The 22,375-nt window shown below is 67.5% G+C and carries 25 protein-coding genes and 1 pseudogene; 11 read left to right on the forward strand and 15 right to left on the reverse strand.

Annotation, left to right across the window (positions count from 1 at the left end; genetic code table 11):
* Nucleotides 1-188: 188 nt before the first annotated feature.
* Nucleotides 189-521 carry a hypothetical protein gene (locus KW835_RS25490; protein WP_218387551.1) on the forward strand — a complete coding sequence of 111 codons (333 nt, stop codon included), beginning with the start codon at nt 189-191 and terminating at the stop codon, nt 519-521.
* 135 nt (nt 522-656) lie between these two features.
* Here the strand turns inward: KW835_RS25490 and KW835_RS25495 are convergent, their stop codons facing one another.
* The 3 genes from KW835_RS25495 to KW835_RS25505 all read right to left on the reverse strand — a co-directional run bounded on the left by KW835_RS25495 (nt 657) and on the right by KW835_RS25505 (nt 1,491).
* A complete protein-coding gene (locus KW835_RS25495; protein WP_255593950.1) occupies nt 657-950 on the reverse strand; it encodes a hypothetical protein in 294 nt (97 codons plus the stop codon).
* Nucleotides 951-1,025: 75 nt separating this feature from the next.
* Nucleotides 1,026-1,190 carry a hypothetical protein gene (locus KW835_RS25500; RefSeq protein ID WP_218387552.1) on the reverse strand — a complete coding sequence of 55 codons (165 nt, stop codon included), beginning with the start codon at nt 1,188-1,190 and terminating at the stop codon, nt 1,026-1,028.
* A 61-nt stretch (nt 1,191-1,251) separates the two neighbouring features.
* Complete coding sequence (locus tag KW835_RS25505) at nt 1,252-1,491, reverse strand: hypothetical protein (protein WP_255593951.1); 240 nt, start codon at nt 1,489-1,491, stop codon at nt 1,252-1,254.
* A gap of 966 nt (nt 1,492-2,457) precedes the next feature.
* Here KW835_RS25505 and KW835_RS25510 point away from each other — a divergent pair.
* Nucleotides 2,458-3,273 (forward strand): TOBE domain-containing protein, encoded by an 816-nt coding sequence (locus KW835_RS25510; protein WP_218387553.1) that lies wholly within the window; start codon nt 2,458-2,460, stop codon nt 3,271-3,273.
* Nucleotides 3,274-3,414: 141 nt separating this feature from the next.
* On the opposite strand, the gene KW835_RS25515 is transcribed toward KW835_RS25510, so the two are convergent.
* Nucleotides 3,415-4,575 (reverse strand): helix-turn-helix domain-containing protein, encoded by a 1,161-nt coding sequence (locus KW835_RS25515; RefSeq protein WP_218387554.1) that lies wholly within the window; start codon nt 4,573-4,575, stop codon nt 3,415-3,417.
* Nucleotides 4,576-5,032: 457 nt separating this feature from the next.
* On the opposite strand from KW835_RS25515, the gene KW835_RS25520 reads away from it, so the two are divergent.
* The 7 genes from KW835_RS25520 to KW835_RS25550 all read left to right on the forward strand — a co-directional run bounded on the left by KW835_RS25520 (nt 5,033) and on the right by KW835_RS25550 (nt 13,239).
* Nucleotides 5,033-5,503, forward strand: coding sequence for a (2Fe-2S)-binding protein (locus tag KW835_RS25520; RefSeq protein WP_218387555.1), 471 nt, complete (start codon nt 5,033-5,035; stop codon nt 5,501-5,503).
* A 21-nt stretch (nt 5,504-5,524) separates the two neighbouring features.
* Nucleotides 5,525-7,912 carry a xanthine dehydrogenase family protein molybdopterin-binding subunit gene (locus KW835_RS25525; RefSeq protein ID WP_218387556.1) on the forward strand — a complete coding sequence of 796 codons (2,388 nt, stop codon included), beginning with the start codon at nt 5,525-5,527 and terminating at the stop codon, nt 7,910-7,912.
* An 11-nt stretch (nt 7,913-7,923) separates the two neighbouring features.
* Entirely contained in the window at nt 7,924-8,715 is a 792-nt protein-coding gene (locus KW835_RS25530; protein ID WP_218387557.1) for a xanthine dehydrogenase family protein subunit M, read from the forward strand.
* 120 nt (nt 8,716-8,835) lie between these two features.
* Nucleotides 8,836-9,768, forward strand: coding sequence for a MoxR family ATPase (locus KW835_RS25535; RefSeq protein WP_218387558.1), 933 nt, complete (start codon nt 8,836-8,838; stop codon nt 9,766-9,768).
* Between the two features lie 144 nt (nt 9,769-9,912).
* Entirely contained in the window at nt 9,913-11,127 is a 1,215-nt protein-coding gene (locus tag KW835_RS25540; protein ID WP_218387559.1) for a VWA domain-containing protein, read from the forward strand.
* Nucleotides 11,128-11,303: 176 nt separating this feature from the next.
* A complete protein-coding gene (locus tag KW835_RS25545) occupies nt 11,304-11,969 on the forward strand; it encodes a CoxG family protein (protein ID WP_218387560.1) in 666 nt (221 codons plus the stop codon).
* Nucleotides 11,970-12,144: 175 nt separating this feature from the next.
* Nucleotides 12,145-13,239, forward strand: coding sequence for an XdhC family protein (locus KW835_RS25550; protein ID WP_218387561.1), 1,095 nt, complete (start codon nt 12,145-12,147; stop codon nt 13,237-13,239).
* A 39-nt stretch (nt 13,240-13,278) separates the two neighbouring features.
* On the opposite strand, the gene KW835_RS25555 is transcribed toward KW835_RS25550, so the two are convergent.
* The 4 genes from KW835_RS25555 to KW835_RS25570 all read right to left on the reverse strand — a co-directional run bounded on the left by KW835_RS25555 (nt 13,279) and on the right by KW835_RS25570 (nt 16,009).
* Nucleotides 13,279-13,968 (reverse strand): glutathione S-transferase family protein, encoded by a 690-nt coding sequence (locus KW835_RS25555; RefSeq protein ID WP_218387562.1) that lies wholly within the window; start codon nt 13,966-13,968, stop codon nt 13,279-13,281.
* Nucleotides 13,969-14,100: 132 nt separating this feature from the next.
* On the reverse strand, nt 14,101-14,271 hold the full coding sequence (locus KW835_RS25560) for a hypothetical protein (RefSeq protein WP_200912394.1): 171 nt from the start codon (nt 14,269-14,271) through the stop codon (nt 14,101-14,103).
* Nucleotides 14,272-14,385: 114 nt separating this feature from the next.
* Complete coding sequence (locus KW835_RS25565) at nt 14,386-15,273, reverse strand: transglutaminase family protein (RefSeq protein WP_255593953.1); 888 nt, start codon at nt 15,271-15,273, stop codon at nt 14,386-14,388.
* A 367-nt stretch (nt 15,274-15,640) separates the two neighbouring features.
* A complete protein-coding gene (locus tag KW835_RS25570) occupies nt 15,641-16,009 on the reverse strand; it encodes a hypothetical protein (RefSeq protein WP_218387564.1) in 369 nt (122 codons plus the stop codon).
* Nucleotides 16,010-16,127: 118 nt separating this feature from the next.
* Between KW835_RS25570 and KW835_RS25575 the strand changes: the two genes are divergently transcribed.
* Together KW835_RS25575 and KW835_RS25580 are read left to right on the forward strand one after the other, a co-directional pair.
* A complete protein-coding gene (locus KW835_RS25575) occupies nt 16,128-16,760 on the forward strand; it encodes an ATP-binding cassette domain-containing protein (RefSeq protein ID WP_218387565.1) in 633 nt (210 codons plus the stop codon).
* 60 nt (nt 16,761-16,820) lie between these two features.
* Nucleotides 16,821-17,453, forward strand: a complete 633-nt coding sequence (locus tag KW835_RS25580) for a LysE family translocator (RefSeq protein WP_218387566.1) — start codon at nt 16,821-16,823, stop codon at nt 17,451-17,453.
* Between the two features lie 61 nt (nt 17,454-17,514).
* On the opposite strand, the pseudogene KW835_RS25585 reads toward KW835_RS25580, so the two are convergent.
* The 7 genes and pseudogenes from KW835_RS25585 to KW835_RS25615 all read right to left on the reverse strand — a co-directional run bounded on the left by KW835_RS25585 (nt 17,515) and on the right by KW835_RS25615 (nt 22,292).
* Nucleotides 17,515-18,362 (reverse strand): annotated as a pseudogene (locus KW835_RS25585) (LytR/AlgR family response regulator transcription factor).
* On the reverse strand, nt 18,359-19,429 hold the full coding sequence (locus tag KW835_RS25590) for a sensor histidine kinase (RefSeq protein ID WP_218387567.1): 1,071 nt from the start codon (nt 19,427-19,429) through the stop codon (nt 18,359-18,361). Before KW835_RS25590 ends, KW835_RS25585 begins: the two are co-directional and overlap by 4 nt.
* Before the next feature lie 42 nt (nt 19,430-19,471).
* Entirely contained in the window at nt 19,472-19,777 is a 306-nt protein-coding gene (locus tag KW835_RS25595) for a 2TM domain-containing protein (RefSeq protein ID WP_218387568.1), read from the reverse strand.
* Between the two features lie 13 nt (nt 19,778-19,790).
* On the reverse strand, nt 19,791-20,849 hold the full coding sequence (locus tag KW835_RS25600; RefSeq protein ID WP_218387587.1) for a dienelactone hydrolase: 1,059 nt from the start codon (nt 20,847-20,849) through the stop codon (nt 19,791-19,793).
* Between the two features lie 35 nt (nt 20,850-20,884).
* Entirely contained in the window at nt 20,885-21,199 is a 315-nt protein-coding gene (locus tag KW835_RS25605) for a 2TM domain-containing protein (protein ID WP_218387569.1), read from the reverse strand.
* 53 nt (nt 21,200-21,252) lie between these two features.
* Nucleotides 21,253-21,822, reverse strand: coding sequence for a DUF6622 family protein (locus tag KW835_RS25610; protein ID WP_218387570.1), 570 nt, complete (start codon nt 21,820-21,822; stop codon nt 21,253-21,255).
* A gap of 56 nt (nt 21,823-21,878) precedes the next feature.
* Nucleotides 21,879-22,292, reverse strand: coding sequence for a DUF2306 domain-containing protein (locus KW835_RS25615; RefSeq protein WP_218387571.1), 414 nt, complete (start codon nt 22,290-22,292; stop codon nt 21,879-21,881).
* Nucleotides 22,293-22,375 lie beyond the last annotated feature (83 nt).

Raw genomic sequence — 22,375 nt, forward strand, 5'->3', positions numbered from 1 at the left:
GGAGACAAACTATAGCCTGCGAACCTGCAAAGCCGGGGCTCTCGACAGTCACGTTTTCAGCTGCAAGCAGGTGGATACGAATCAATGACTGCTCTGGGGAACGGCGCCCACTTTCGGCTCAGGGCCCAGACCTGTCCTTCGGATCAAGGAAGCAAAGGGGTCATCAGCTGGGCTACGCTTGATCAAACATGCAGATCACTTATCTTTCCAGCATCCTGAAGGCCGAGCGACAGGGTGACCGGTCCTACATCGCTGTATTCCAAACGGATGCGGGTTCATTTGAATTATTTCTGCCTGGTTCGGGCTATCCAGGCGAGTTCGCCGGGTTTATGCCTCCGACATTGAGAAATCAGAGCACCGGTCAGAGCTGGGTAGCAGATTGGCCGCTAGCGGAACTCATAGCAGCCCACATGCAAACAGTGCTCGACACAGCTGGAGCCGACAAGTCTCTTGCGCAAGAGATAGTCAACGCGTTGGTCGCAGGGACGCGGTATGGGCAAGAGGGCCAAGCTAACGGCTAACACAGCTACGCGGCAACGTCCTTGAACGATCATCAGTCGTCACAGCGTGCAACGGCAGCTCCTGGCCGAACTCTGCCCGACACTTGTCCTTCCCGACAGCAAGAGCCACCCCCTTCATCTTCTGCCTTCCAGAAATTATTGATCGTTCTTGGTCGATTGCGGCGTGTTGACCTCGGTCGTCTCTTCGTCGTGGAGAAGCTGGCTCAATTGGCCGGGGTTCAGTCGTTTCATCAGCTTCTCAAGCTTGTGGTCATACCGCCGATCGTTTGGCTCGACGCCTCTCTGCGATTTTCTTGCGTACAGTCGCATGAACCTCGCAAGTTCACCGCTGAGTTTCTCATCAGGTCGCTTTTTCATGTCTGAACGAATGGCTCCTATGAATATTAGCTCCTGGCCACTGGCGGCCGTTGAGGGGGATATTTGCTGCATGCATGTGGTCATGGTGCCGAACTGACTGGTCATCATCACCGGAATGCGCAGGCATATGAGTCGAATCGCCTTCGATCAGCGAGTGCTGCTGTTTGTTTGTTTTCCCGTGACTGCAGCGTGAATCAGCTCAATTACCGGTGCGATAGCGAGGATCACGCATCCAGCCGTCGTGAGTCCTGCGAACAGCAAAGCGACACCAACAACGAGTGCGGCAAGGGAAAACCAATGAACGAGCTTCACGTACTTCCTTTCGATCCGTTGAGGGACGTCCGCTTCTGGCCGCATCCTGCCGCCCAGGTTCTTATCTCAAGCTGGAGCCGTCTGGGTTCGCTGCTTCTTCGTCGCGCCGAGTTGGATAAAACACCTTTTTCGCTTCGAGTTCGTAGAACAGTTGCCCATGGATTCCCATCGCTTCAAACGCACGGTTGAGCGTTGCGTCGTCGCTGCTGCGCTCATAGACCTCATCAATGAACGCGATGTCTTGCCCGTCAGGGAAGATGAGCGCGAACTCTTCATCAGTGGCGGCAAAGATGTCGTGCACGCAGTTCACTGCGCCGTCGATGAATGTTCTTCATCGAAGCTGGGAACGATAGAAACTGGAAGTCTGCTTCTGGCTGGATTCTGCCTCACGGCGTGGGACGCCAGCGGGCAAGCAGGAGCCCTTTGTATGTTCGCAAAAAAGCGGCTCGTCAGACCGCAAACTGCCTGTTTTGTTGCGGGCCTCCATTTGCTCCAAAATTGGACTTATGGCCCACACAACACATACGAACGCGGATGACTTCCCTCTCGCACCGAGAGATGCCGACGGTAAGTTTCTTGCAGCCGGGAATCGTGTCCGAATTTTGTCCGTTGCATCCTGTGTCAAAGGACTGCCCGTCCAAGATCAAGAGAGGCTGATTGCTTTGGTGGGACAAACTCGGGCTTTGGCGAAGTTTGACGGTTTCGGTTTTGCCTGGCTCCCGTTTGATGATGTCCAGGGAGCCGACTTCTGTTTATTCCCCACTGAGATTTCGCTTGAGACTGAGGGGGAGCAATTGCCGCTCGGCGCACGTGCCAACGAAGTCAAAAGAGGAAAATCGAAAGCCGCTCTACGACCGCCGGGACATCGGTCGCTGTCTGATCTCTGTCCGGCAGGACTGGCCGATCGCCCCCTCGCCCTCCGTGGCAGGTGAAGGTGTGGACTGAGGGCGGATATCGACACATCGGTGGCGGCCAGGCGCCCGGAGGATCTCGCCAGATGTCGATCGGGCCGTCCAGAATCTGGCCAGCGGCTGAGGGCGCGCCGTCAACCGACACATCCACGCGCTGGCTCCGCGATGCGGACGGATGCGCCAGGCGGGGCGCGCCCCACACCCCTCTAGCGGCAAGCCACTCGACGAAGCAGCAGGCGCCGCGTGGCGCGGCCTGACCGGCTTTCGCATGAGGGGGCTTGATGACACACCCTGGTTCGCACGGTTTTGCTGTGGGTGCGTGCATCATGCGCCCGCGTCTCATGCATCATCACCCCATGCCTGTTTCACCTACTCTCACTGACGCGCTGGGCCATGCGCTGACCGACAAACGCATCGACATCCTGCGCCAGATTGGCGTTTGTGGCTCCATCTCGCAGGCCGCCCGCGCCGTGGGCGTGAGCTACAAGGCCGCGTGGCAGGCGGTCGACACGCTCACCAATCTGGCGGGTACGCCTCTGGTGTCCCGCGCGGTGGGCGGGGCTGGGGGCGGCGGTGCCCAGTTGACCGAAGCGGGCCTGCAACTGCTGGTCGCCGCCGATGCGATGGCGCAAGCCCGTGGTGCGGTGCTCTCGCGTTGGCAGGCCACGCCCCACGCGGGCCCGGCTCTGGCGCGGCTGGCAGTGAGAACCAGCATACGCAACCAGCTGCCTTGTGTGGTGGATCGGCTCGCGGTGCGGGGGCAGATCGCGTGTGTGCACCTGCGACTGCAGGGCGATCGCGCAGGCGCAGCGCGGAATGCAGCAGGCGCTGTGTCGCTGGCCTCGCGCATCACCCGAGAAAGTGCCGAGCTGTTGGGCTTGCAACCGGGTCTGGCAGTGCTGGCGCTGTGCAAGGCCACGGCGGTGCGGGTGGAGCGCGACGTGCGCGTGGCGCTTGCCAGCGCCCATGCCGTCCCGGAGGGAACCCACCGGCTGTCCGCCCGGGTCACACGGGTCGTGCGTGGCGAATCGGGTGATGAGGTGTCGGCCGAGCTGACGGAAGGCCTTCACATGGTGGGTTTTGCTGCGCCCCGGAGCGGGTTGCGCCCGGGCAGTGCCGTGGTGCTGCTGCTCGAAGAAAACGCCGTGGTGCTGGCGCTGGCGGAACTCTGAGCGCAGTGTTGCTGCGATGTTTGGTTGCTATAAATTTGGTAGCTATTGGGGCAATGCAGTTGAGGGCTAAGGCCCTTCCAGCACTGTATTTTTTGGGGTGATGGAGCGTGTGCGCCAGCATGCACGCGCACGCGGCACCGCTCACGTTCCCTTGGGCGTGCCCAGCTTGCGGTACACCGTGGCGCGGCTGATGCCCAGCGCGCGGGCGGCCTCGGCCACGTTGCCCCGGGCGTCCTGCACGGCCTGGCGTATCAACGCGGCCTCCGCCTCGCGCAGCGGCGCGGCCACCGGCGGGGGCGCGCAAACCAGGTGCGAGGCCCCGGTGGCGCTCAAGTGGCTGGGGGCGCTGCTGCGGTGGGCGGGCGCTGACCACCGGGCCAGGGCATGAAGGCGCAGGCCAGACCACAGGGGCAGGTCCAGCGGCTGTGAGGGTTGGCGCCGGGCCGCGTCGAACAGCATCGTCCAGGGCAGGGCCAGCAGGTCGCTGCAGTGGGTGGGTGCGTCCGGCGCGCGCAGGGGCTGGGGCACCAGCTGGCGGGCCATGCTGTTGGCGCCCACCACGCAGCCATCTGCGTCAAGCGCGAGCAGGCCATCGCCTTCGCCGCCCAGCGTGCAGCCGGGCCAGTTCACGCGCAGCAGCAGGGCATGGGGTCGCTGCAGCAGCAGAGCGTCCTCCATGGCGCGGGCAGAGCGTGCCACCAAATGGCGCAGCTCGGGCCTCTCGGGCACGTCGATGCCTGTGACATCCAGCATGCCCATGCACCGACCTTGGGGGTCGAACAGTGGTGCACCCGCGCAGCTGTAGCTGCCGTTGTCGTCCAGAAAATGCTCGCCCCGGTGGAGCCACACGGGCTGCAGTTCGGCCAGCGCCGCGCCGATGGCAGTGGTGCCCACTGCAGCTTCCGAGAGGTCGATGCCCACGCGGCCAATGCTGCTGGCGCGTGGGTCGCTCTGGTCGCAATGGCCCTGCACATCGACCACCGTGCCCCGGGCGTCCGTGAGGATCGCGAAGTAGCGCATGCCGGCGATGGCGCGCGTGAGCTGCTCCAGCACGGGGCGCGCAGCGCGCAGGAGGGCGTGGTTCTGCTCCAGGCTGTGGTGCAGCGCTGGGGCACTGACGGCCTCGAACACCACCCGCTGCGTGGGATCCATTCCCTGGGCCAGGCAGCGTTGCCACGACCGCGCAATCCAGGGCTCCACTTGCGCATGCAGTGGCGCCGCGTCGTCCGCCAGCAAGGTCTGGCGGGCCTGTGCAATCAGCGTGTGGCGGTGGGCGGTGCAAGGGGGGGCGGAGGGCAGCATGGTGAACTGAATCCTTGAGCTGCGCATGATGCGCCGGTGTGCGCTGCAACATGTTTCATTTTGAGAATATCCAGCGAAGGCCCCTGAGAATCTAGGGTTGTCCCTAGGGAATGTGGCGGGGGCGGGGCACAAGATGGGCAAAGAACGTGTTCACGATCTCCCAGGGGTCGCGCAGCGGTCTTTGCGGGATGGGATGCAAGGTGCGGTGCGCGGCCATTGGCTCGGCTATTGGCAAGCGCCGCAACGCTGCGACCTTCCGCAAAGACCACTGCCCGAAGGGTTGGAGCGAAATCTGGCCGATGCACTTGGAGTCTTGGCGCCGCGGCTGCTTGCATGGGCATGAGCCCATGCGGCGTACCCGAAGCATCCACTGATCCCGGTTGCGCTCCAACGCGATCCCTTGCGAGATCGTGAACACGTTCTCGTCCAGCCAAAAACCCTTCCAGGAGACAGCCAGATGCAAGTCCAGTTCACGGTCAACGGGCGCGCTGCCAGTGTTGACGTCCCTCCCAACACCCTGCTGGTCCATGCGCTGCGAGAGCACCTGCTGCTCACAGGCACGCACGTGGGCTGCGACACCAGCCAGTGCGGAGCGTGCACGGTGCACGTCAACGGCCGCGCGGTCAAATCCTGCGCCATGCTGGCCGTGCAGGCCCAGGGCGCCGATGTGCAGACCATCGAGGGCCTGGCCGCAGCGGACGGCACCATGCACCCCATGCAGGCGGCGTTCAAGGAATGCCACGGCCTGCAGTGCGGCTTCTGCACCCCGGGCATGGTGATGAGCGCGGTGGACCTGTGCAACAGCCACCCGCACGCGAGCGAAGGCGAGATCCGCGAGCTGCTCGAAGGCAACATCTGCCGCTGCACCGGCTACCAGAACATCGTGCGCGCTGTGCAGGTCGGCCAAAAAGCCATGGCCTCGGCATAACGGAAAACAAGGAGACAGACCATGGGTGCATCCGACTTCTCCAAGCTGCCGCACATCGGCGAGTCGCTCAAGCGCAAGGAGGACTACCGCTTCCTCACCGGCGCGGGCCAGTACACCGACGACGTGGTGCTGGCCGCGCAAAGCCACGCCGTGTTCGTGCGCTCGCCGCATGCGCACGCGCGCATCAACAGCATCAACACCGATGCCGCCAAGGCGGCGCCCGGCGTGCTGGGCATCTTTGTGGGCACCGACGTGGCGGCCGACAACATCAACGGCCTGCCCTGCGGCTGGCTCATCACCAGCACCGACGGGCAGCCGATGAAGGAGCCGCCGCACCCCATCCTGGCGCAGGGCAAGGTGCGCTACGTGGGCGACCACGTGGCCATGGTGGTGGCCCTCACGCAGCAGCAGGCGCGCGACGCGGCTGAATTGGTGGAGGTGGACTACGACGTGCTGCCCGCCGTCGTCAGCGTGGCCGACGCCGCCGCAGGCACGGTGGCGGGCGCGGGCCTGCACGACGCGGCGCCGGACAACCACTGCTACAAGTGGGCCATCGGCGACAAGGGCGCGGTGGATGCGGCCTTTGCCAACGCGGCGCATGTGACGCAGCTCGATCTGGTCAACAACCGGCTGATCCCCAACGCCATGGAGCCGCGCACGGCCATCGGCAGCTACAGCCGCGCCAACGACGAGTACACGCTGTACGTGAGCAACCAGAACCCGCACGTGGAACGGCTGCTCATGACGGCCTTCGTGATGGGCCTGCCCGAGCACAAGGTGCGCGTGATCGCGCCCGACGTGGGTGGCGGCTTCGGCTCCAAGATATTTTTGTACGCCGAGGATGTGTGCCTGACCTGGGCGGCCAAGAAGCTCAACCGCAACATCAAGTGGGTGGCCGACCGCAGCGAGTCCTTCCTGTCCGACGCGCATGGCCGCGACCACGTGAGCCATGCCGAGATGGCGATGGACAAGGATGGCAAGTTCCTGGCCATGCGCGTGCACACCGACGCCAACATGGGCGCCTACCTCAGCACCTTTGCCAGCGCGGTGCCCACCATCCTGTACGCCACGCTGCTGGCGGGCCAGTACACCACGCCGCAGATCTATGTGGAGGTCGACGCCTGGTTCACCAACACCGCGCCCGTCGACGCCTACCGGGGCGCGGGCCGGCCCGAGGCCACCTACCTGCTCGAGCGCCTGGTCAGCCGCTGCGGCTGGGAGATGAACCTGTCGCAGGACGAGATCCGCAAGCGCAACTTCATCACCAGCTGGCCCTACCAGACGCCCGTGGCGCTGCAGTACGACGTGGGCGACTACCACGCGTGCATGACGCAGGCGCAAGAGCTGGCCGACGTGGCCGGCTTTGCGGCGCGCAAGGCGGCCAGCGAGGCCCAGGGCCTCAAGCGCGGCATCGGCTACAGCAGCTACATCGAGGCCTGCGGCATCGCGCCGTCCAACATCGCAGGCGCCCTGGGTGCGCGCGCGGGCCTGTTCGAATGCGGCGAGGTGCGCGTGCACCCCACCGGCAGCGTGACGGTGTTCACCGGCTCGCACAGCCATGGCCAGGGGCACGAGACCACCTTTGCGCAGGTTGTGGCCGCGCGCCTCGGCATTCCGGTGGAGAACGTGGACATCGTGCACGGCGACACGGGCCGTGTGCCGTTCGGCATGGGCACCTACGGCTCGCGCTCCATCAGCGTGGGCGGCGCGGCCATCATGAAGGCGCTGGACAAGATCGAGGCCAAGGCCAAGAAGATCGCGGCGCATTTGATGGAGGCGAGCGACGCCGACATCGACTTCAGCGGCGGTGAATTCACCGTGCGCGGCACGGACAAGAAGATCCCGTTCGGCCAGGTGGCGCTCACGGCCTACGTGCCGCACAACTACCCGCTCGACAAGCTCGAACCCGGGCTCAACGAGACGGCCTTCTACGACCCGACCAACTTCACCTTCCCTGCAGGCACCTACATCTGCGAGGTGGAGGTGGACCCCGCCACCGGCAGCACGCGCGTGGACAGGTTCACCGCCGTGGACGACTTCGGCACCATCATCAACCCGATGATCGTGGAAGGCCAGGTGCACGGCGGGCTGGTGCAGGGCATCGGCCAGGCGCTGATGGAAAACTGCGTGTACGACCGCGAGACGGGCCAGCTGCTGACGGGCAGCTTCATGGACTACGCCATGCCGCGCGCTGATGACTTCCCCGAGTTCAAGCTGGGCCATGTCTGCACACCCTGCACGCACAACCCGCTGGGCACCAAGGGCTGTGGCGAGGCCGGGGCCATCGGGTCGCCGCCTGCGGTGATCAACGCCGTGCTCGACGCGCTACACCCGCTGGGCGTGAAGGAGTTCGACATGCCTGCATCGCCGCACCGCGTGTGGGAAGCCATTCAAAAAGCCAAGGCCTGAGGAGACACACCATGTACGCCTTCACTTTTGAAAACCCATCGTCCACCGCAGCCGCAGCGCAGCTCATCGCCCAGGGCGGCAAGCTGCTGGCGGGCGGGCAGAGCCTGCTGCCGTCGATGCGCCTGCGCCTGGCCAACCCGGAGAAGATCGTCGACCTGAACAGCATCGCCGAGCTGGCCGGCATCCGCCGCGAGGGCAACGCGCTGGTCATCGGTGCCATGACGCGCCACATGGACGTGGCCAACAGCGCAGAGGTCAAAAGTGCGATTCCCGCGCTGGCCGACCTGGCCGCGCACATCGGCGACCGGCAGGTGCGCGCGCGGGGCACGCTGGGCGGGTCGGTGGCCAACAACGACCCGGCGGCCTGCTACCCCAGCGCGGTGCTGGGCCTGGGGGCGACGGTCATCACGAACCAGCGCGAGGTCGCAGCCGATGATTTCTTCGTGGGCATGTACACCACGGCGCTGGAGGAGGGCGAGATCATCACCGCCATCCGCTTTCCGATCCCGAAGCGCGCGGTGTACCTCAAGTTCAAGCAGGCCGCGTCGCGCTTTTCTCTGGTGGGCGTGTTCGTGGCGCAGGCGGACAGCGGCGTGCGCGTGGCCATCACCGGCGCGGCCAGCAGCGTGTTCCGCCACGCGGGGCTGGAGGCAGCGCTCAACCAGAGCTTCACGCCCGCATCGGCCGCTGCCGTGAAGATCGACGCGAGCGACCTCAACAGCGACATCCACGCGAGCGCCGCGTACCGCGCCAACTTGATCAGCGTGCAGACCCAACGTGCCGTGGCCCGGTTGGTGGGATAAGCGGGGAGGGGAGATCGGCGACCCACCACGGCGCCGGGTGCTCCGTGGTGGGTAGGTATTGAATAAAAATGGCCGCTACCGCTTGATGGGAAAGCGCTAGCAGCTATCAATTAAATAGCAATGAATCCACAAGCCCCTCACGTTGCACACCACCCGGCATCCGCCTCCGTGGACGCGCTGCTGCAGGCCTTGCAGGGCGTGGGCTACTTCGCCGACCGGCGCCTCGCCACGTCGGTCTTCCTGGCACTGCAACTGCAGCGCCCCCTGCTGCTGGAGGGCGAGCCCGGCGTGGGCAAGACCGCGCTGGCCCGGGCTCTGAGTGCGGTGCTCTCGCGCAGCCTGATCCGCCTGCAGTGCTACGACGGGCTGGAGCAGCGTGAAGCGCTGTACGAGTGGAACTACGCCGCCCAGCTGCTGCACATGCGCCTGGCGGAAGGCAAGGCCAACGCCGACATGGACCAGGTCGAGCGCGAGGTCTACCAGGATCGCTACCTCATCCGCCGCCCGCTGCTGCAGGCCCTGCAGGCTCCCGCGCCGGGTGCCGTGCTGCTCATCGACGAGGTGGACCGCGCCGACGAGCCCTTCGAGGCCTTCCTGCTCGAATACCTGGGCGAGTACCAGATCAGCATCCCCGAGATCGGCACGGTGCGCGCCAGCGCCACGCCGGTGACCCTGCTCACCAGCAACCGCACGCGTGACCTGCATGATGCCGTCAAGCGCCGCTGCCTGTACCACTGGCTCGACTACCCCGACCGCGACCGCGAACTGGCCATCGTGCGCGCCCAGGTGCCCGGTGCCAGCGCGGCGCTGGCCCAGCAGGTGGCCGACTTCGTGGGCCGGCTGCGCAGCCAGCCGTTCGCCAACGCCTTCCAGCGTGCGCCGGGCATCGCTGAAAGCGTGGAATGGGCCAAGGCGCTGGTGGCGCTGGACACCATCGTGGTGGACCCCGAAGTGGTCTCCGACACGGCGGGCATTTTGTTCAAGCAGCGCGAGGATGTGGCGGCACTCACGTGCGACATGTCGCAGCTGCTGCTGCAGCCTGCCGACGCGTGATGCCAAGCGGCCTTCCAAGATACGCAGCCGTTCACGCTGGGCTTGTCCAAGCGCTGCGCGAAGCTTCGACAGGCGCAGCCCGAACGGTCTGGAGTGATCGAATGCGCATCCGTCACCTGTGTGGGAACCTGTGAGGGTGCGACCATGGCGGGAGGCACAACCATCTCTCAACTCGGTGATGCCCGCACCGGCAAGCTGGCCGACAACCTCACCGGCTTTGGCCGCACCCTGCGCCGCGCCGGCGTGCCGGTGGATGCCGCCCGCATGGCGCTGGCGCAGCAGGCCGTGATGCTGGTGGGGGTGGAGCGCGAGGACTTCGGCGCGGCGCTGGAGTCGGTGCTGATCAGCCGCGAGCAGGACCGACTGGTGTTCCGCGAGCTGTTCGATGCCTATTTCAAGAACCCCGCCATCGCGCAAAAGCTGCTGGCCCAGATGCTGCCCAGTGCCGAGGCGAAGGCCGACCCGGTCAAACGCCGCCCGCGTGTGAGCGAGGCTCTGGCACCGGTGCAGGCCGCGCGCAACGCCCCGCCTGTGCGGGAGGACGAGAAGATCGAGCTCGATGCCGCCATGACCGCCAGCGACAGGCAGCGCCTGCACCATGCGGACTTCAACCAGCTGTCGGCCAGCGAGTACCTGCTGGTCGAACGCCTGGCCCGGGACATCGCACTGCCGTTGCCGCGCTACGTCGCCCGCCGCACGCGCCCCGGCGTGCGCGGCAGCCGCCCGCACTGGCCCGGTGCCATGCAGCAGGCCGCGCGCACCGGCGGCGAGCTGCTGACCCTGCCGCGCCTGCAGCGCCGCCAGCAGCCGCTGCCCTTGCTGGTGCTGGTGGACGTGTCGGGCTCCATGGAGCGATATGCGCGGCTGCTGCTGGCTTTTTTGCACGCGGCCACCGCGCAGCGCCATGCAGGGCCGGGCCTGCGGCGCGACGTGTTCGCGTTCGGCACGGGCCTGACCGACCTCACGCCCGCGTTCCGGCTGGCCGACACCGACGCCATGCTGGAGATGGCCGGCCAGGCCATCGCAGACTTTGCCGGCGGCACGCGCATGGGCGACAGCCTGGCCGCGCTGCGCCTGCTGCATGCGCGGCGGCTGGTGGGGCGGCGCACGCTGGTGCTGCTCATCAGCGACGGCCTCGACACCGGCGCGCCCGAGGTGCTGGAGCGCGAGCTGGGCTGGCTGCGCCGCCACAGCGGCCGCCTGCTGTGGCTCAACCCGCTGCTGCGCTTCGGCGGCTATGCGCCTTCCGCGCGCGGCGCGGCGGCGCTGCACCGCCAGGCGCACGGCATGCTGGCGGTGCACAACCTCGCGCGGCTGCAGGACCTGGCGGGCAGCCTGGCGGCGCTGCTGCGGCAGTGAGGGGTTTCCAACCAATGCGTTTTGCAATGACTGCCCCTCCCGCTCGCGCTGAGCCTGTCGAAGCGCAGCGCAGTGCTTCCACAAGCTCAGCACGAACGGGCGGGTTCTTTTTTGCGTCGCCGATCCCCTATTGCCGACCGGCAGTTGAGACATCTGAACACTGAGAGGACCCCACCATGGAAATGCAAGCAAGCCGTACCCTTGCCGTGAGCCAGCAGCAGGCCTGGGACGCACTCAACGACCCCGAGGTGCTCAAGCTGTGCATCCCCGGCTGCGACAAGGTCGAGCCCACCGCCGAGCACCAGTACAGCGTGGCCATGGCGCTCAAGATCGGGCCGGTGTCGGCCAGGTTCGCGGGCAAGATCACGCTGTCGGACATCGTGCCGCCCGAGAGCTACACCATCGCCTTCGACGGCTCGGGCGGCGTGGCCGGCTTCGGCAAGGGCAGCGCGCAGGTCCGGCTGGTGCCGCTGCCCGCCGACGCTGCAGGGCAGGACAGCTGCGAGCTGCACTACACCGTGCAGGCCACGGTGGGCGGCAAGATCGCGCAGCTGGGCCAACGGCTGATCGATGGCGCGGCCAAGTCGATGGCCGAGGATTTCTTCAAGCGTTTTGACAACGAAATGCAGCGCCGCCACCCGCGCGCTGCCGCCGATGATGCGACTGCGGGTGCGGCCGACGACCCCGAGCCCGTTTCGGGCGCCGCTGTCCCTGCCGCAGCCTCGGAGCTCAGCGCGCTGGCGGCCACGGCGGGCGACGACAATCCCCCCAGTGGCATACCGGTCTGGGTGTGGGCCGTGGGCGCGGCGGCGCTGGTGCTGTTAGCGTGGTGGTGGAACTGACTCTCCCAGAAGGTCTTGACTCCCCCTGAGTCGCTGCGCGCCGTCCCCCCTGGGGGAGACGCGCCCGGTGGAACGGCGGAGCGGGATCCACGGTGGCGCTGGTGGAGTACCCCGTTTGCGAAGGGCGGGGCTGAGTGCGTTGAAATCTGAATGCAATGGATGGGGTGATGGTGCGATGGAAAACCTGGATGTGATGGTGCTGCGCACGCTGCAGGGCTGGCGGGCGGCGGGGCGGCGTGCGCTGCTGGCCACCGTGGTGCGGACCTGGGGCTCGTCGCCGCGCCCGGTGGGCTCGATCATGGCGCTGTGCGAAGACGGGGCGGTGGTGGGGTCGGTGTCGGGCGGGTGCATCGAGGACGACCTGATCGACCGCCACACGCGGGCCTATGCGCAGGTGGCCGCCGCAGCCAGTGCGGCCGGCGCAGGCGATGCGGCGGTGGACCGCAGCATCCCGAGCGGCCCGCCCGCCTTCGTCAAGTACGGCATCACGGCGGACGAGGCGCACCGCTTCGGCCTGCCCTGCGGCGGCACGCTGGAGCTGCTGCTGGAGTACGACCCCGACCCGGCCGGCCTGGCCGAGCTGATCCGCGCGCTGGAGGCCGGCCGCCTGATGGAGCGCAGTGTGCGCCTGGCCGATGGCGTGGCCACGCTGCAACCGGCGGCCGCTCCGCAGGACCTGGTGCTGGACGCGCAGCAGCTCACCAACACCTTCGGCCCCGAATACCGCATGCTGCTGATCGGCGCGGGGCAACTGGCCGAGTATCTGGCCACGATGGCGCTGTTCAACGGCTTTGCGGTCACGGTGTGCGACCCGCGCGAGGAATACCGCGGCAGCTGGAACGTGCCCGCCGCCACGGTGGTGAGCGACATGCCGGACGACGTGGTGGCCGCCTTCAAGCCCGACCGGCGCAGCTGCGTGGTGGCGCTCACGCACGACCCCAAGCTCGACGACCTGGCGCTGCTAGAGGCGCTGGGCACCGATGCGTTCTACGTGGGCGGCATCGGCTCGCGCCGCAACAACGAGGCCCGCCGCGCGCGGATGATGGAGCACTTCGACCAGACCGCCGAGACCCTGGCGCGGCTGCGCGGGCCCATCGGCATCTACATCGGCAGCAAGACCCCACCCGAGATCGCGGTGAGCGTGATGGCCGAGATCCTGGCCGTGAAGAACGGCGTGGCCCTGCCGCGCGACGTGGAGGTGGCGCGGGCCAAGAACGAGCGGGAGTTGGCGCACAACGAGCCGGGCGCGCTGGTGTGCGGCGTGGGCTGACGCGAGCCAGCCGCGCCGACCCCTCGTTCAGCCACCCGTTCAGGCCCCCATGACCACCGGCCCGCCCTTGGCGATGCCGCGCTGGTAGGCCGGGCGTGCCTCCATGCGGCGCTTGTAGGCCTGCAGGTTCGGGCAGCTGGCAGCCTTGCTGGCGCGCGACAAGGCTGCCTCGACCGCAAAGCTCATCTGGAAGTCGGCCATGCTCAGGTGCTCGCCGGCGAACCAGGTGTTCTGGCCCAGGTGCTGCTCCATGAACTCGAGCGCGGTGTTCACGTTGGGGTCGATCACCTTGTCCTGCACCTTGCCGCACAGCGCCTTGGCGATGGGTTTGACGAAGAAGGGCATGGGCTGCGTCGGAATGGTCATGAACACCAGCTTCATCACCAGCCAGTTCATCAGCGAGCCCTCGGCGTAGTGCATCCAGAACCGGCACTGGCGGTAGGCCGGCGTGCCGCGCGCAGGCTGCAGGTGGGCCAGGTCGCCGCCGGCCTGGGCGCCGTAGGTTTCCACCAGGTATTCGACGATGGCACCGGACTCGGCGATGACCTCGTCCCCATCGGTGATGACGGGCGACTTGCCCAGGGGATGGATCTTTTTCAGCGCTGGCGGGGCGAGCTTGGTGGCCTTGTCGCGCTGGTAGATCTTGAGCTCGTACGGCACGCCCAGTTCTTCCAGGAGCCACAGGACGCGCTGCGAGCGCGAGGTTTCAAGGTGGTGCACGGTGATCATGGTGTCATCTTAGTGGTTGGAGATGGGCGCCCGCGCTGCGGCCGGGCAATGGCGGGGGCAGGCCGGCAGGCACAAAAAAGCCCTCGCGAAGGAGGGCGTTTCTTGGCACGGGGCCATGGCCCCAGGGGCAGATCAGCCGCCCTTGTGGGTGCGCTTGCCAGGGTTCTTCTTGCTGCGGGTGGCCACGCCACGCTCCAGGCTGGTGCGCTGGCCGCGGCCAGGGGTGGCCAGCGACATGCCAGGCAGGGGCTGGGGACGGGGGGTGCGCTTGCGGTCTGCTTCGGTGACGATCTTGTTGCCCATGGTGGTTCTCTGTCGAAGTGGAAAAAAGCATGATTTTAGGCCACATGAGCCTCACGGGCTTTTTTGCGGCCAGCACACGCATACCGCGGGGGACGCGGGCCCTTGGCTGCAGTGTCAAGGCACTGTGAAATGGTTGCCTGCGACCGTTCCCTGGTCGGTGGACAATGCCTCGATGCAATGCACGGGCTGCACGAAGCGGTTGCCCGCATCTTCGATGGCGGTGGTGCGGATGACCGGCGGGTCGGCCCGCACGCCGCCGAAGATGGTGGCAAACGCCACGTCCGCCGCGTCGCGCCCGGTGGAAAAGCGCAGCAGCCCCATCGGAATGGCGGTGCCGGAGGGATCGAAGATGTACCAGCGGTCGCCCAAATACACCTCCACGTAGGCATGAAAGTCCGGTGGGCCCAGGCTGGGGTCGGCGCCGTAGTCGGTGCCGGTGGTAAAACGCGCGGGGATGTTCACCGCGCGGCACAGCGCGATCATGAGGTGCGCGAAATCACGGCACACGCCCACCTGTTCGATCAGGGTATCGACGGCCGATGTGTTGGAGTTCGAGGTGTTGGACGTGAACGCCACGTGGCGGTTCACCCAATCCCGAATCGCCTGTACGCGGCCATGCCCTTGCCAGAGCGCGCCGAACTCTTTGTTGGCCAGGCGCAGCAGCCTGTCCGACTGGCAGTAGCGGCTGGGGTAGATGTAGCCCATCACCTCGGGCGGCAGTTGCCGCACCGGCACTTCCGCCAGCTGCAGGGGGTCGGCGCGGTGGTGGGCGATGTCTACGGTGGCCGAGTACGACAGCTCCAGCACGCCGGGCTCGCCGTGCAGGCGCAGCGAGCGGTTGAGCGTGGCGGGGTCGGTGTGGATCTGGTAGGAGATGTCCTGGTTGATGACCAGCCGCTCGTTGCTCACCGTCTGCTGGGGCGTCTTGGCGGCGTGGATGTTGAAAACGAAGTCCGCGCCGTACTGGTCGATCTCGTAGCGCAATCCGATGTGAAGCTCCATGCGGACGCGGTCGGCCGACGGGCGAGAGGCTGCGCTGGCGTCGCCCCCGCCTGTGCCGGGGAAAGACCAGCCATCCGCGGCGAGAAGGGCGCTGTGGGGCGGCGTGGCGGCCAGGGTGTGCAAAAGGGTCATGCTGCGCTCCACTGTCCGGCCGTGGGCGCAAAAGGTACCGCTGCGCGAGACGCGGTGCTGGTGTGGCAGGGTAACTGGAGGTGGCGATCCATGGGGTGTCCTTGGTGCGCTGCGCATCCGCACTCCGGGCGCGACAGCTTGAATTGAGGATAGACCCCCGGGCCCTTCAGCCACTGTAGGCCGACGGCGCGCCGTTGCGCAGGCTGGGCGAGGCTCTGCTGCCGCCACAGGGCATTCACACGATATCGAACGCGCTGCGCAGCGCTGCGCAGAACGCTGCGCTGCCGCTGATCGACAGCGTCAAGGTGGTGCGTGCAGGCGCTGGGCTCCCCGGGACGCTGTGGATGCTGCCTGCCAGCGGGTCGAAGGCGAGTTGCAGCGGCGTGCTGACTTCCTGCACGCCCTGCAGGTCGTACTGCCACTGGCCCCCATCCTCCGCCGGGCCGCAGGCGTCGGGAAATTCGGCGTGGGCCCACTGCAGCACCTGCGCCACTTCGGCCTGCAAGGGCGGCAGCTGTGCGGGCGACACGCTGGCCATGGCGTCGAAGGTACCGGTGCCTTCGTCGTCTTCGCTGTAGTCAAAGTCCAGGTAGTTCAAGGTCATTGCGGCATTGTGCGGGAGACGTAAGGCAACCTGCGCGGCCACGCGTGCTGGTGCGCTCGGTGCGTGAGCGGGCCACTCTCTAGAATTCCTTCTTTTTTTCAATGTGCAAGGACGCGCGGTGGCCGACAACGTGGTTTTGAGGGTGGAGCGCCTGGGTTTTGCCTACCCCGAGTGCGCGGTGCTGGAGGACGTGTCTCTGGCCTGGCCCGCAGGCCTGGCACTGGTGCAGGGCGATGAAAGCAGCGGCAAGACCACGCTGCTGCGCCTTCTGGCGGGCGAACTGGCGCCCCGGTCGGGCGAGATCACGCTGCAGGGCGTGCGGCAGCGCACCGACCCGGCGGCCTACCGCGCGCAGGTGTTCTGGCAGGATCCGCGCAGCACGGCGCTGGACGAGCTCACCGCACGGCAGTGGCTGGCGGGGCTGCCTGCGCAGCATGCCCGGTGGGACGCGGCAGCGCTGGCGGCCCATGTGGAGGGCTTTTCGCTGGAGCCGCACCTGGACAAGCCCTTTTTTGCCCTGTCCACCGGCAGCCGCCGCAAGGTGCTGATGGCCGGCGGCCTGGCCAGCGGAGCGGCGCTCCTGCTCATCGACGAACCGGTGGCGGGGCTCGACAAGCCCTCGGTCAACTACCTGGTGCAGGTGCTGGGCCGGGCCGCCGCCCACCCGGCGCGGCTGGTGGCGGTGGCGCACTACGAGCCGCTGCCGGGCGTGGCCTGGGGCCGCACGCTGACGCTGGCCCGGGCTCGGTAAACTGGGCGCCTTCCCCCGGCAGTTTTTTCTGCTTTTTCTCCTTTCATCCCAAGGAATACCATGGACGCGCTCCTCTTCGCCCCCGTGGCGGTGGCCATTGCGCTCACGCCCGGCCCCAACAATTTTTGCGGCCTGAACAACGGCATCCGCGCCGGTGTGGGCGCCGCGCTGGTGGCCACGCTGGGCCGGGTGGCGGCGTTCGCCATCTTCCTCACGGTTTCGGCCGTGGGCCTGGGAGCCATGCTGCTGGCGTCCGAGACGGCGTTCTCCGTGGTCAAGTGGGTGGGCGCGCTGTACCTGTTCTGGCTGGGCTGGCGTGCGTGGCGCAGCCGCGAATTCAGCGGGCTGGAGGTGGTGGAGGGCGGCGATGTGAAGGCCTCGGGCGCGCCGGTGAAACTGCGGGCGCTCATCACCCAGGAGTTCTTGCTGGGCATCACCAACCCCAAGGCGATCATCTTGTTCGCCGCGATCTTTCCGCAGTTCATCGACCCGGCCCAGCCGGCGGTGCGCCAGTTCGTGGTGCTGGGGGCCGTGTACCTGGCGGCCGAGTTTGTGTCCACGGCGGTGTACGCGGCGGGCGGGCGGCAGATCCGCCGCTTCATCCGCACATCGCGCGGGGTGGTGCGGCTGAACAAGGCCACGGGCGGCTTCTTCATGGGCGCGGGCGGCCTGCTGCTGGCCACCAACCGGTAGCGCGGTGACGCGGTAGAGCGAACAGCGGCGCGCGCAGCCAGGGCAGCCCTGCGCTGCTGCGCTACATCGCCTTGAACAGGTGGGCGTACAGGCGGCTCACGGGCAGTTTCTCGGGCCGGCCGGCCAGCTCCAGGTGCAGCTTGCCCGCCTCGTCGCGGGTCACGGTGGTGATGCTGCTGGCGCGCACCAGCGTGCTGCGGTGGATCTGCCAGAACACCTGCGTATCGAGCTGGCCGATCAGGTCCTTGAGCGGGGTGCGGATCAGGTACTCGCGCGCTGCGGTCAGCACCCGCACGTACTTGTCGGCCGCCTCGAAGTACAGCACGTCGGCCACCGGCACCATGTGGATCTGGCTGCCGCTGCTGGCCTGGATCAGCGTGAGCGGCGCGCCCACCGCGGGCGTGGCAGGCGCCGTTGCGGCTGCGGGTGCCGCCACCCCCGGCGCCACCAGCAGATGGCGCAGTTGCGCCATGGTTGCTTCCAAATCAATAGCTGCTGGCGCTTTGCTGGCAAGCGCCAGCTGCAGTTTTTGCACTGTCTTTTGCAGCCGGGCCGCCTGCACGGGTTTGAGCAGATAGTCCACCGCCTGGGCTTCGAACGCCTGCACCGCGTACTGGTCGTAGGCGGTCACAAACACCAGCGCCGGGAAGGGGCGGCTGGATGGGCCGTCGGCAGGCCAGGCGTCGGCCAGTTCCACCGCCGCCTCCAGCCCGCTCTGCCCCGGCATGCGGATGTCGAAGAACAGCACGTCCGGCTGCAGTGCCAGGGCCTGGCGCACGGCGGACAGGCCGTCGCCCACCGGGCCGCGACCTGCAGCGCTGGCCAGGCGCGGGCCAGTTCCTGCTGCAGCGCGGCGGCGAGCAGGGGTTCGTCTTCGGCGATCAGGGCGCGCACGGCAGGCTGGGTCATGGGGTGGTGCTCGATGGGCTCGATTTCAAGGGAAAAGTGACCGTAGCGCTTGTCCCACCGGCGCTACCAGCTATCAATTTCAGAGTGCCCGCCGTTCCGTGCAGTGTGGCCAGCCGCTCACGGGCCTGGGCCAGGCCAAAGCTCTGCCCGGGGCCCGGGGTGGGCAGGGTGTCGGGAAGGCCCGCGCCGGTGTCGATGACGTCGAGCACCAGTTGCGGTCCGCCGTCACCCGGCCGGGTGCTGGCGCGCACGGTGATGTGCCCGCCCTCGACCTGCGGCTCCAGTCCGTGGCGGATGGCGTTTTCCACCAGGGGCTGCAGCAGTAGCGGCGGCACGGGCACGTCGCGCAGCGCCTCGGGCAGCTCCAGGGTGTAGGCCAGGCGCGGGCCCATGCGCACCGCCATCAGCTCCAGGTAGTCACGCAGGCGCTCGAACTCGTTCTCCAGCGGGTGCTGGGTGCTGCGCGACGCGCTGAGCGTGGCGCGCAGGTAGCCGATCATGCGGTCCAGCATCTCCTGTGCGCGGGCGGGGTCGGTGCCGATCAGCATGCGCAGGTTGGCCAGGGTGTTGAACAGCATGTGCGGCTCGAGCTGGGTCTCCAGCAGCTTGAGCTGCGCTTCGCTGGCCTGGCTGCGCACCTCGTTCACCTTGGCCAGCAGCCAGGCGCTCTTGCTCTTGGTATAGAAGTAATAGGTACCCAGGAACCCCGCCACCACGGTGATGCCGATGGAAATGCGCAGCTGCGCGCGGCCGCCTTGGTCCCACGACGAATAGCCGCACCACCAGTCGCCCAGCAGCGTGCCGCCCAGGTAGCCCAGCACGATGCTGGCAAACGGCAGAAGAAACCCGGACAGGCCTGTGGGCCAGCCCGTCTCCTTGCTGGACGGAAACAGGTGCCGGCCGAAGTCGATCAGCGCCCAGGTCAGCGAGCCGATGGCCAGCGAGTAGCGGGCTGGAATGTCATACGGCTTGTCGGGCTGAAAGGCGTACTGCAGGGCGGCGATCGCCAGGCAGAAGGCCAGCACTTGCAGCAGGTGCTGCAGTTTCTCGATCCAGTCGATTTTCATGGCAGCGCGGGCGAGGAGGTTGGGGGCTCGGGGCGGTGCGTGCTAGCGCTGGTTGCGCTCTTGCTGCTCGCGCAGCAGCCGCTCGCGCTCCTTGTGCACCATGCGCTCGCGCAGCCCGCTGCCCGTGCCCAGCACGAACACCGAGATGCCGTGCAGCGCCAGCCCCAGGCCCCAGCCCAGCAGGGGGAACACCGACCACGGACGGTTGCCGAGGCCGTAGCGCGACATGCCGAACACCACCAGGTTGACCACGACAAAGGCCGCGGCATGCACATACCAGCCCAGCTTGGCGCCTGCGCGCCGGCGCGCCAGCTGTTCGATGTCTTCGGGGGTCATGGGGTGGGGCATGGTGAGGAGGATTCTAGGGCGCAGGTCGCTGCGTGCGGCCCAGCGGCTGCAGGTGATGGGCAAAGAACGCCACCACCTTCGCATCCACCTGCACCAGAACGCTGCGGTCAAAGCCGGGCGGGTCTCCCAGCAACTGCTGGTGCACCGTGCCCAGCAGATGCAGTGGCGGCATGGGGGACAGCATGGCGCCGTGGCTGGCGCCGGGCAGGTGGGCGACCAGGGTGCACCGGTCCTGGCAGGCGGCCAGCACGGCGCTGCTGTGAAAGCGGGGCACCTGGTTGATGTCCAGGCCCGCGGTGATCAGCCCCAGCGGGATGCGCGGCGTGGCCAGGGTGGCCATGTCGAAGTCGGCGGCAAAGGGCACGAAGGCGATGGCCGCCTGCACGCGCGGGTCGCTGTAGGCCTGGTCGGTGGCGTCGTCGAAGCGCTGGCGGATCACGCCCAGCGCCACGGCCTTCTTCAGGCCGTCCAGCAGGTTGCCGTTCAGACGGGTGACGAAGCCGACGCACGACGAGAAGTCCTCGGCGATGTGTGCCTCGCAGTGCTGGCGAAAGCGCGCCGGCGACCAGTGTCCCCCCGCCAGCGTCAGCGCGGTGTGGCCGCCGGCCGAGCCTCCGAACACGCCCACCTTGTCCGTGTCCACCAGCGGCGCCAGGCGCGCATCCTGCGCCACCGCGTCGATGGCGCGGGAGACTTCCGCGGGGCGGCGTTTCCAGCTTTCGGGGCCGGGGGTGGATGGGTCCTTGTAGTTGTCGCCGGCATGTTCGGGCAGGGCGACGACAAAACCGGCCGCCACGAAGGCTCGCGCCAGGTCGGTGTGCACCCAGGGGCTGCCACCCGAACCGTGGGTGATGATCACCAGCCGGCGGTTGCCTTCTGCGGCCTGTCCGCCCGGTGCCAGCTGCAGGCTGAAGGGGCCCCGCTGCACCGCCTGGTCGGCACCACTGCTGGGGTAGAACACGGTGACCGGGCCGTCGCCCTGTGGGCCGGGCAACTCCGCCAGGCCGGTGCCCGCGTGGCTGTCGCCGGCCGCAGCCAGGGCCAGCAGACCTGCTGCAAGAAGCCGCCGCACCGGTGCGCTGGTGGTCGCCGCCGTGGGCGCGTGGCTCACAGCGAATGCCCCTGTTGCTGAACCAGCCGGTTGCGCTCGGCCTGCACCATGCGCTCGTGCAGCCCGCCGCCCGCCACCAGGAAGACCACGATGCCATGGATCGCAAGGCCCAGGCCCCAGCCCAGCGCGGGGTATACCGCCCAATGCCTGCCACTGGTGGCCGACAGGGTGATCAGCAGCAGGTTGACCAGCAGGTAGACGCCAGCATGCATGTACCAGCCCAGCTTGGCGCCGGCGCGCTTGCGGGCCAGGCGCTCGATGGCGTCGAGAGGGGTATCGTGGCCGAAGCGGTCATAGCGGTCGTTGCGCATGGGGAACTCCTGGGGCAAGGTCGTTGCGGGATGGATGAATGAAAGGGCAGCGTTCAGGCGCTGGCGGGCTCCGTGGCGAAGCCGGCGCTGTTGCGCACCAGGCGCCACAACCTCAGCGAGCGGGCTGCGAACAGGCCGTTGAACAGGCCGTAGAGCGCTGCGATCTGCAATGCGAAGCCGCTGTCGCGGGCCAGGGCCGGCTGCATGGCCAGCTCCACGCCCACCAGGTACTTGGTCAGGAAGATACCCATGATCAAGGCCAGCGGCATGGCGCTGCCCGGCAGGCGAAAGCAGCGTGAGGTGCTGTCGTACAGCGTGCCTGCCGGCGCGGTGGGCTGGAACCACAGGGCGAGGACGGCGGCAGCGGCTGCTGCGGCCATCCAGGCGGCGGTGGCCGAGCCGGTATGGCCCGCTCCGCCGAAGGCCGTTGCCAGGCCGTAGACGGAAAAGCCCGTCATGGCCACCGGCATGACGACGACCCGCACCAGGCTGGCCGTGCGGTCGAACATCTGGCTGGCGCCCAGCCACACCAGGGCGGCCAGCAGGCCCCAGACCCAGTAGGGCGTTTGCTGGATGATCTGGCCCAGCGCCTGGGGCTGGTGGACGAGGAGTTGGAGCAGCATGATGATGTCCTTGGATAGGGAAGAAGACGTGGTGGAAGAAAAGAAGGAGGGCGGTGTCAGAGCAGGCCCAGCTGGCTCCACAGCGAGTGGCCCAGCAGCCGCCCGGGCAGCAGCGTGAAGGCTCCGGCCACCACGCAGGCACCGAAGTAGATGCGCTGCATGACGGCGCGGTGGCCGGTGATGTTGCGGCGGGCCAGGTAGACGAACGACAGGGCCAGCATGCCCAGCGTGATGGGGATGAGCAGGTGGATCAGGCCGAAACTGCCCCAGCGCGGGCCGCCACCGCCCGTGATGAAGATGGCCGAGACGGCCGTCGCCACCATCAGGGTGACCCAGGCGTAGCCTGCGGCCCGGTGCAGGCGGGGGCGTTGGGTGGCGCCCTTGCGGGCCCACAGGGCCACCGGGCCGATGGCGATCGCCGCCAGCGCTGCGGCGACATGGATGGCGATGACGGGGGTGAAGGTCTGCATGGCAAGGCTCCAGGGCGTTCGTTCGATGGGGTGGACTGTGCCGGCCACTCGCCGTGCCCGCCACCGCCGTGCGACGAAATGCA

This window comes from Acidovorax sp. sic0104 (assembly GCF_019219095.1).
Taxonomy (GTDB): domain Bacteria; phylum Pseudomonadota; class Gammaproteobacteria; order Burkholderiales; family Burkholderiaceae_C; genus Acidovorax.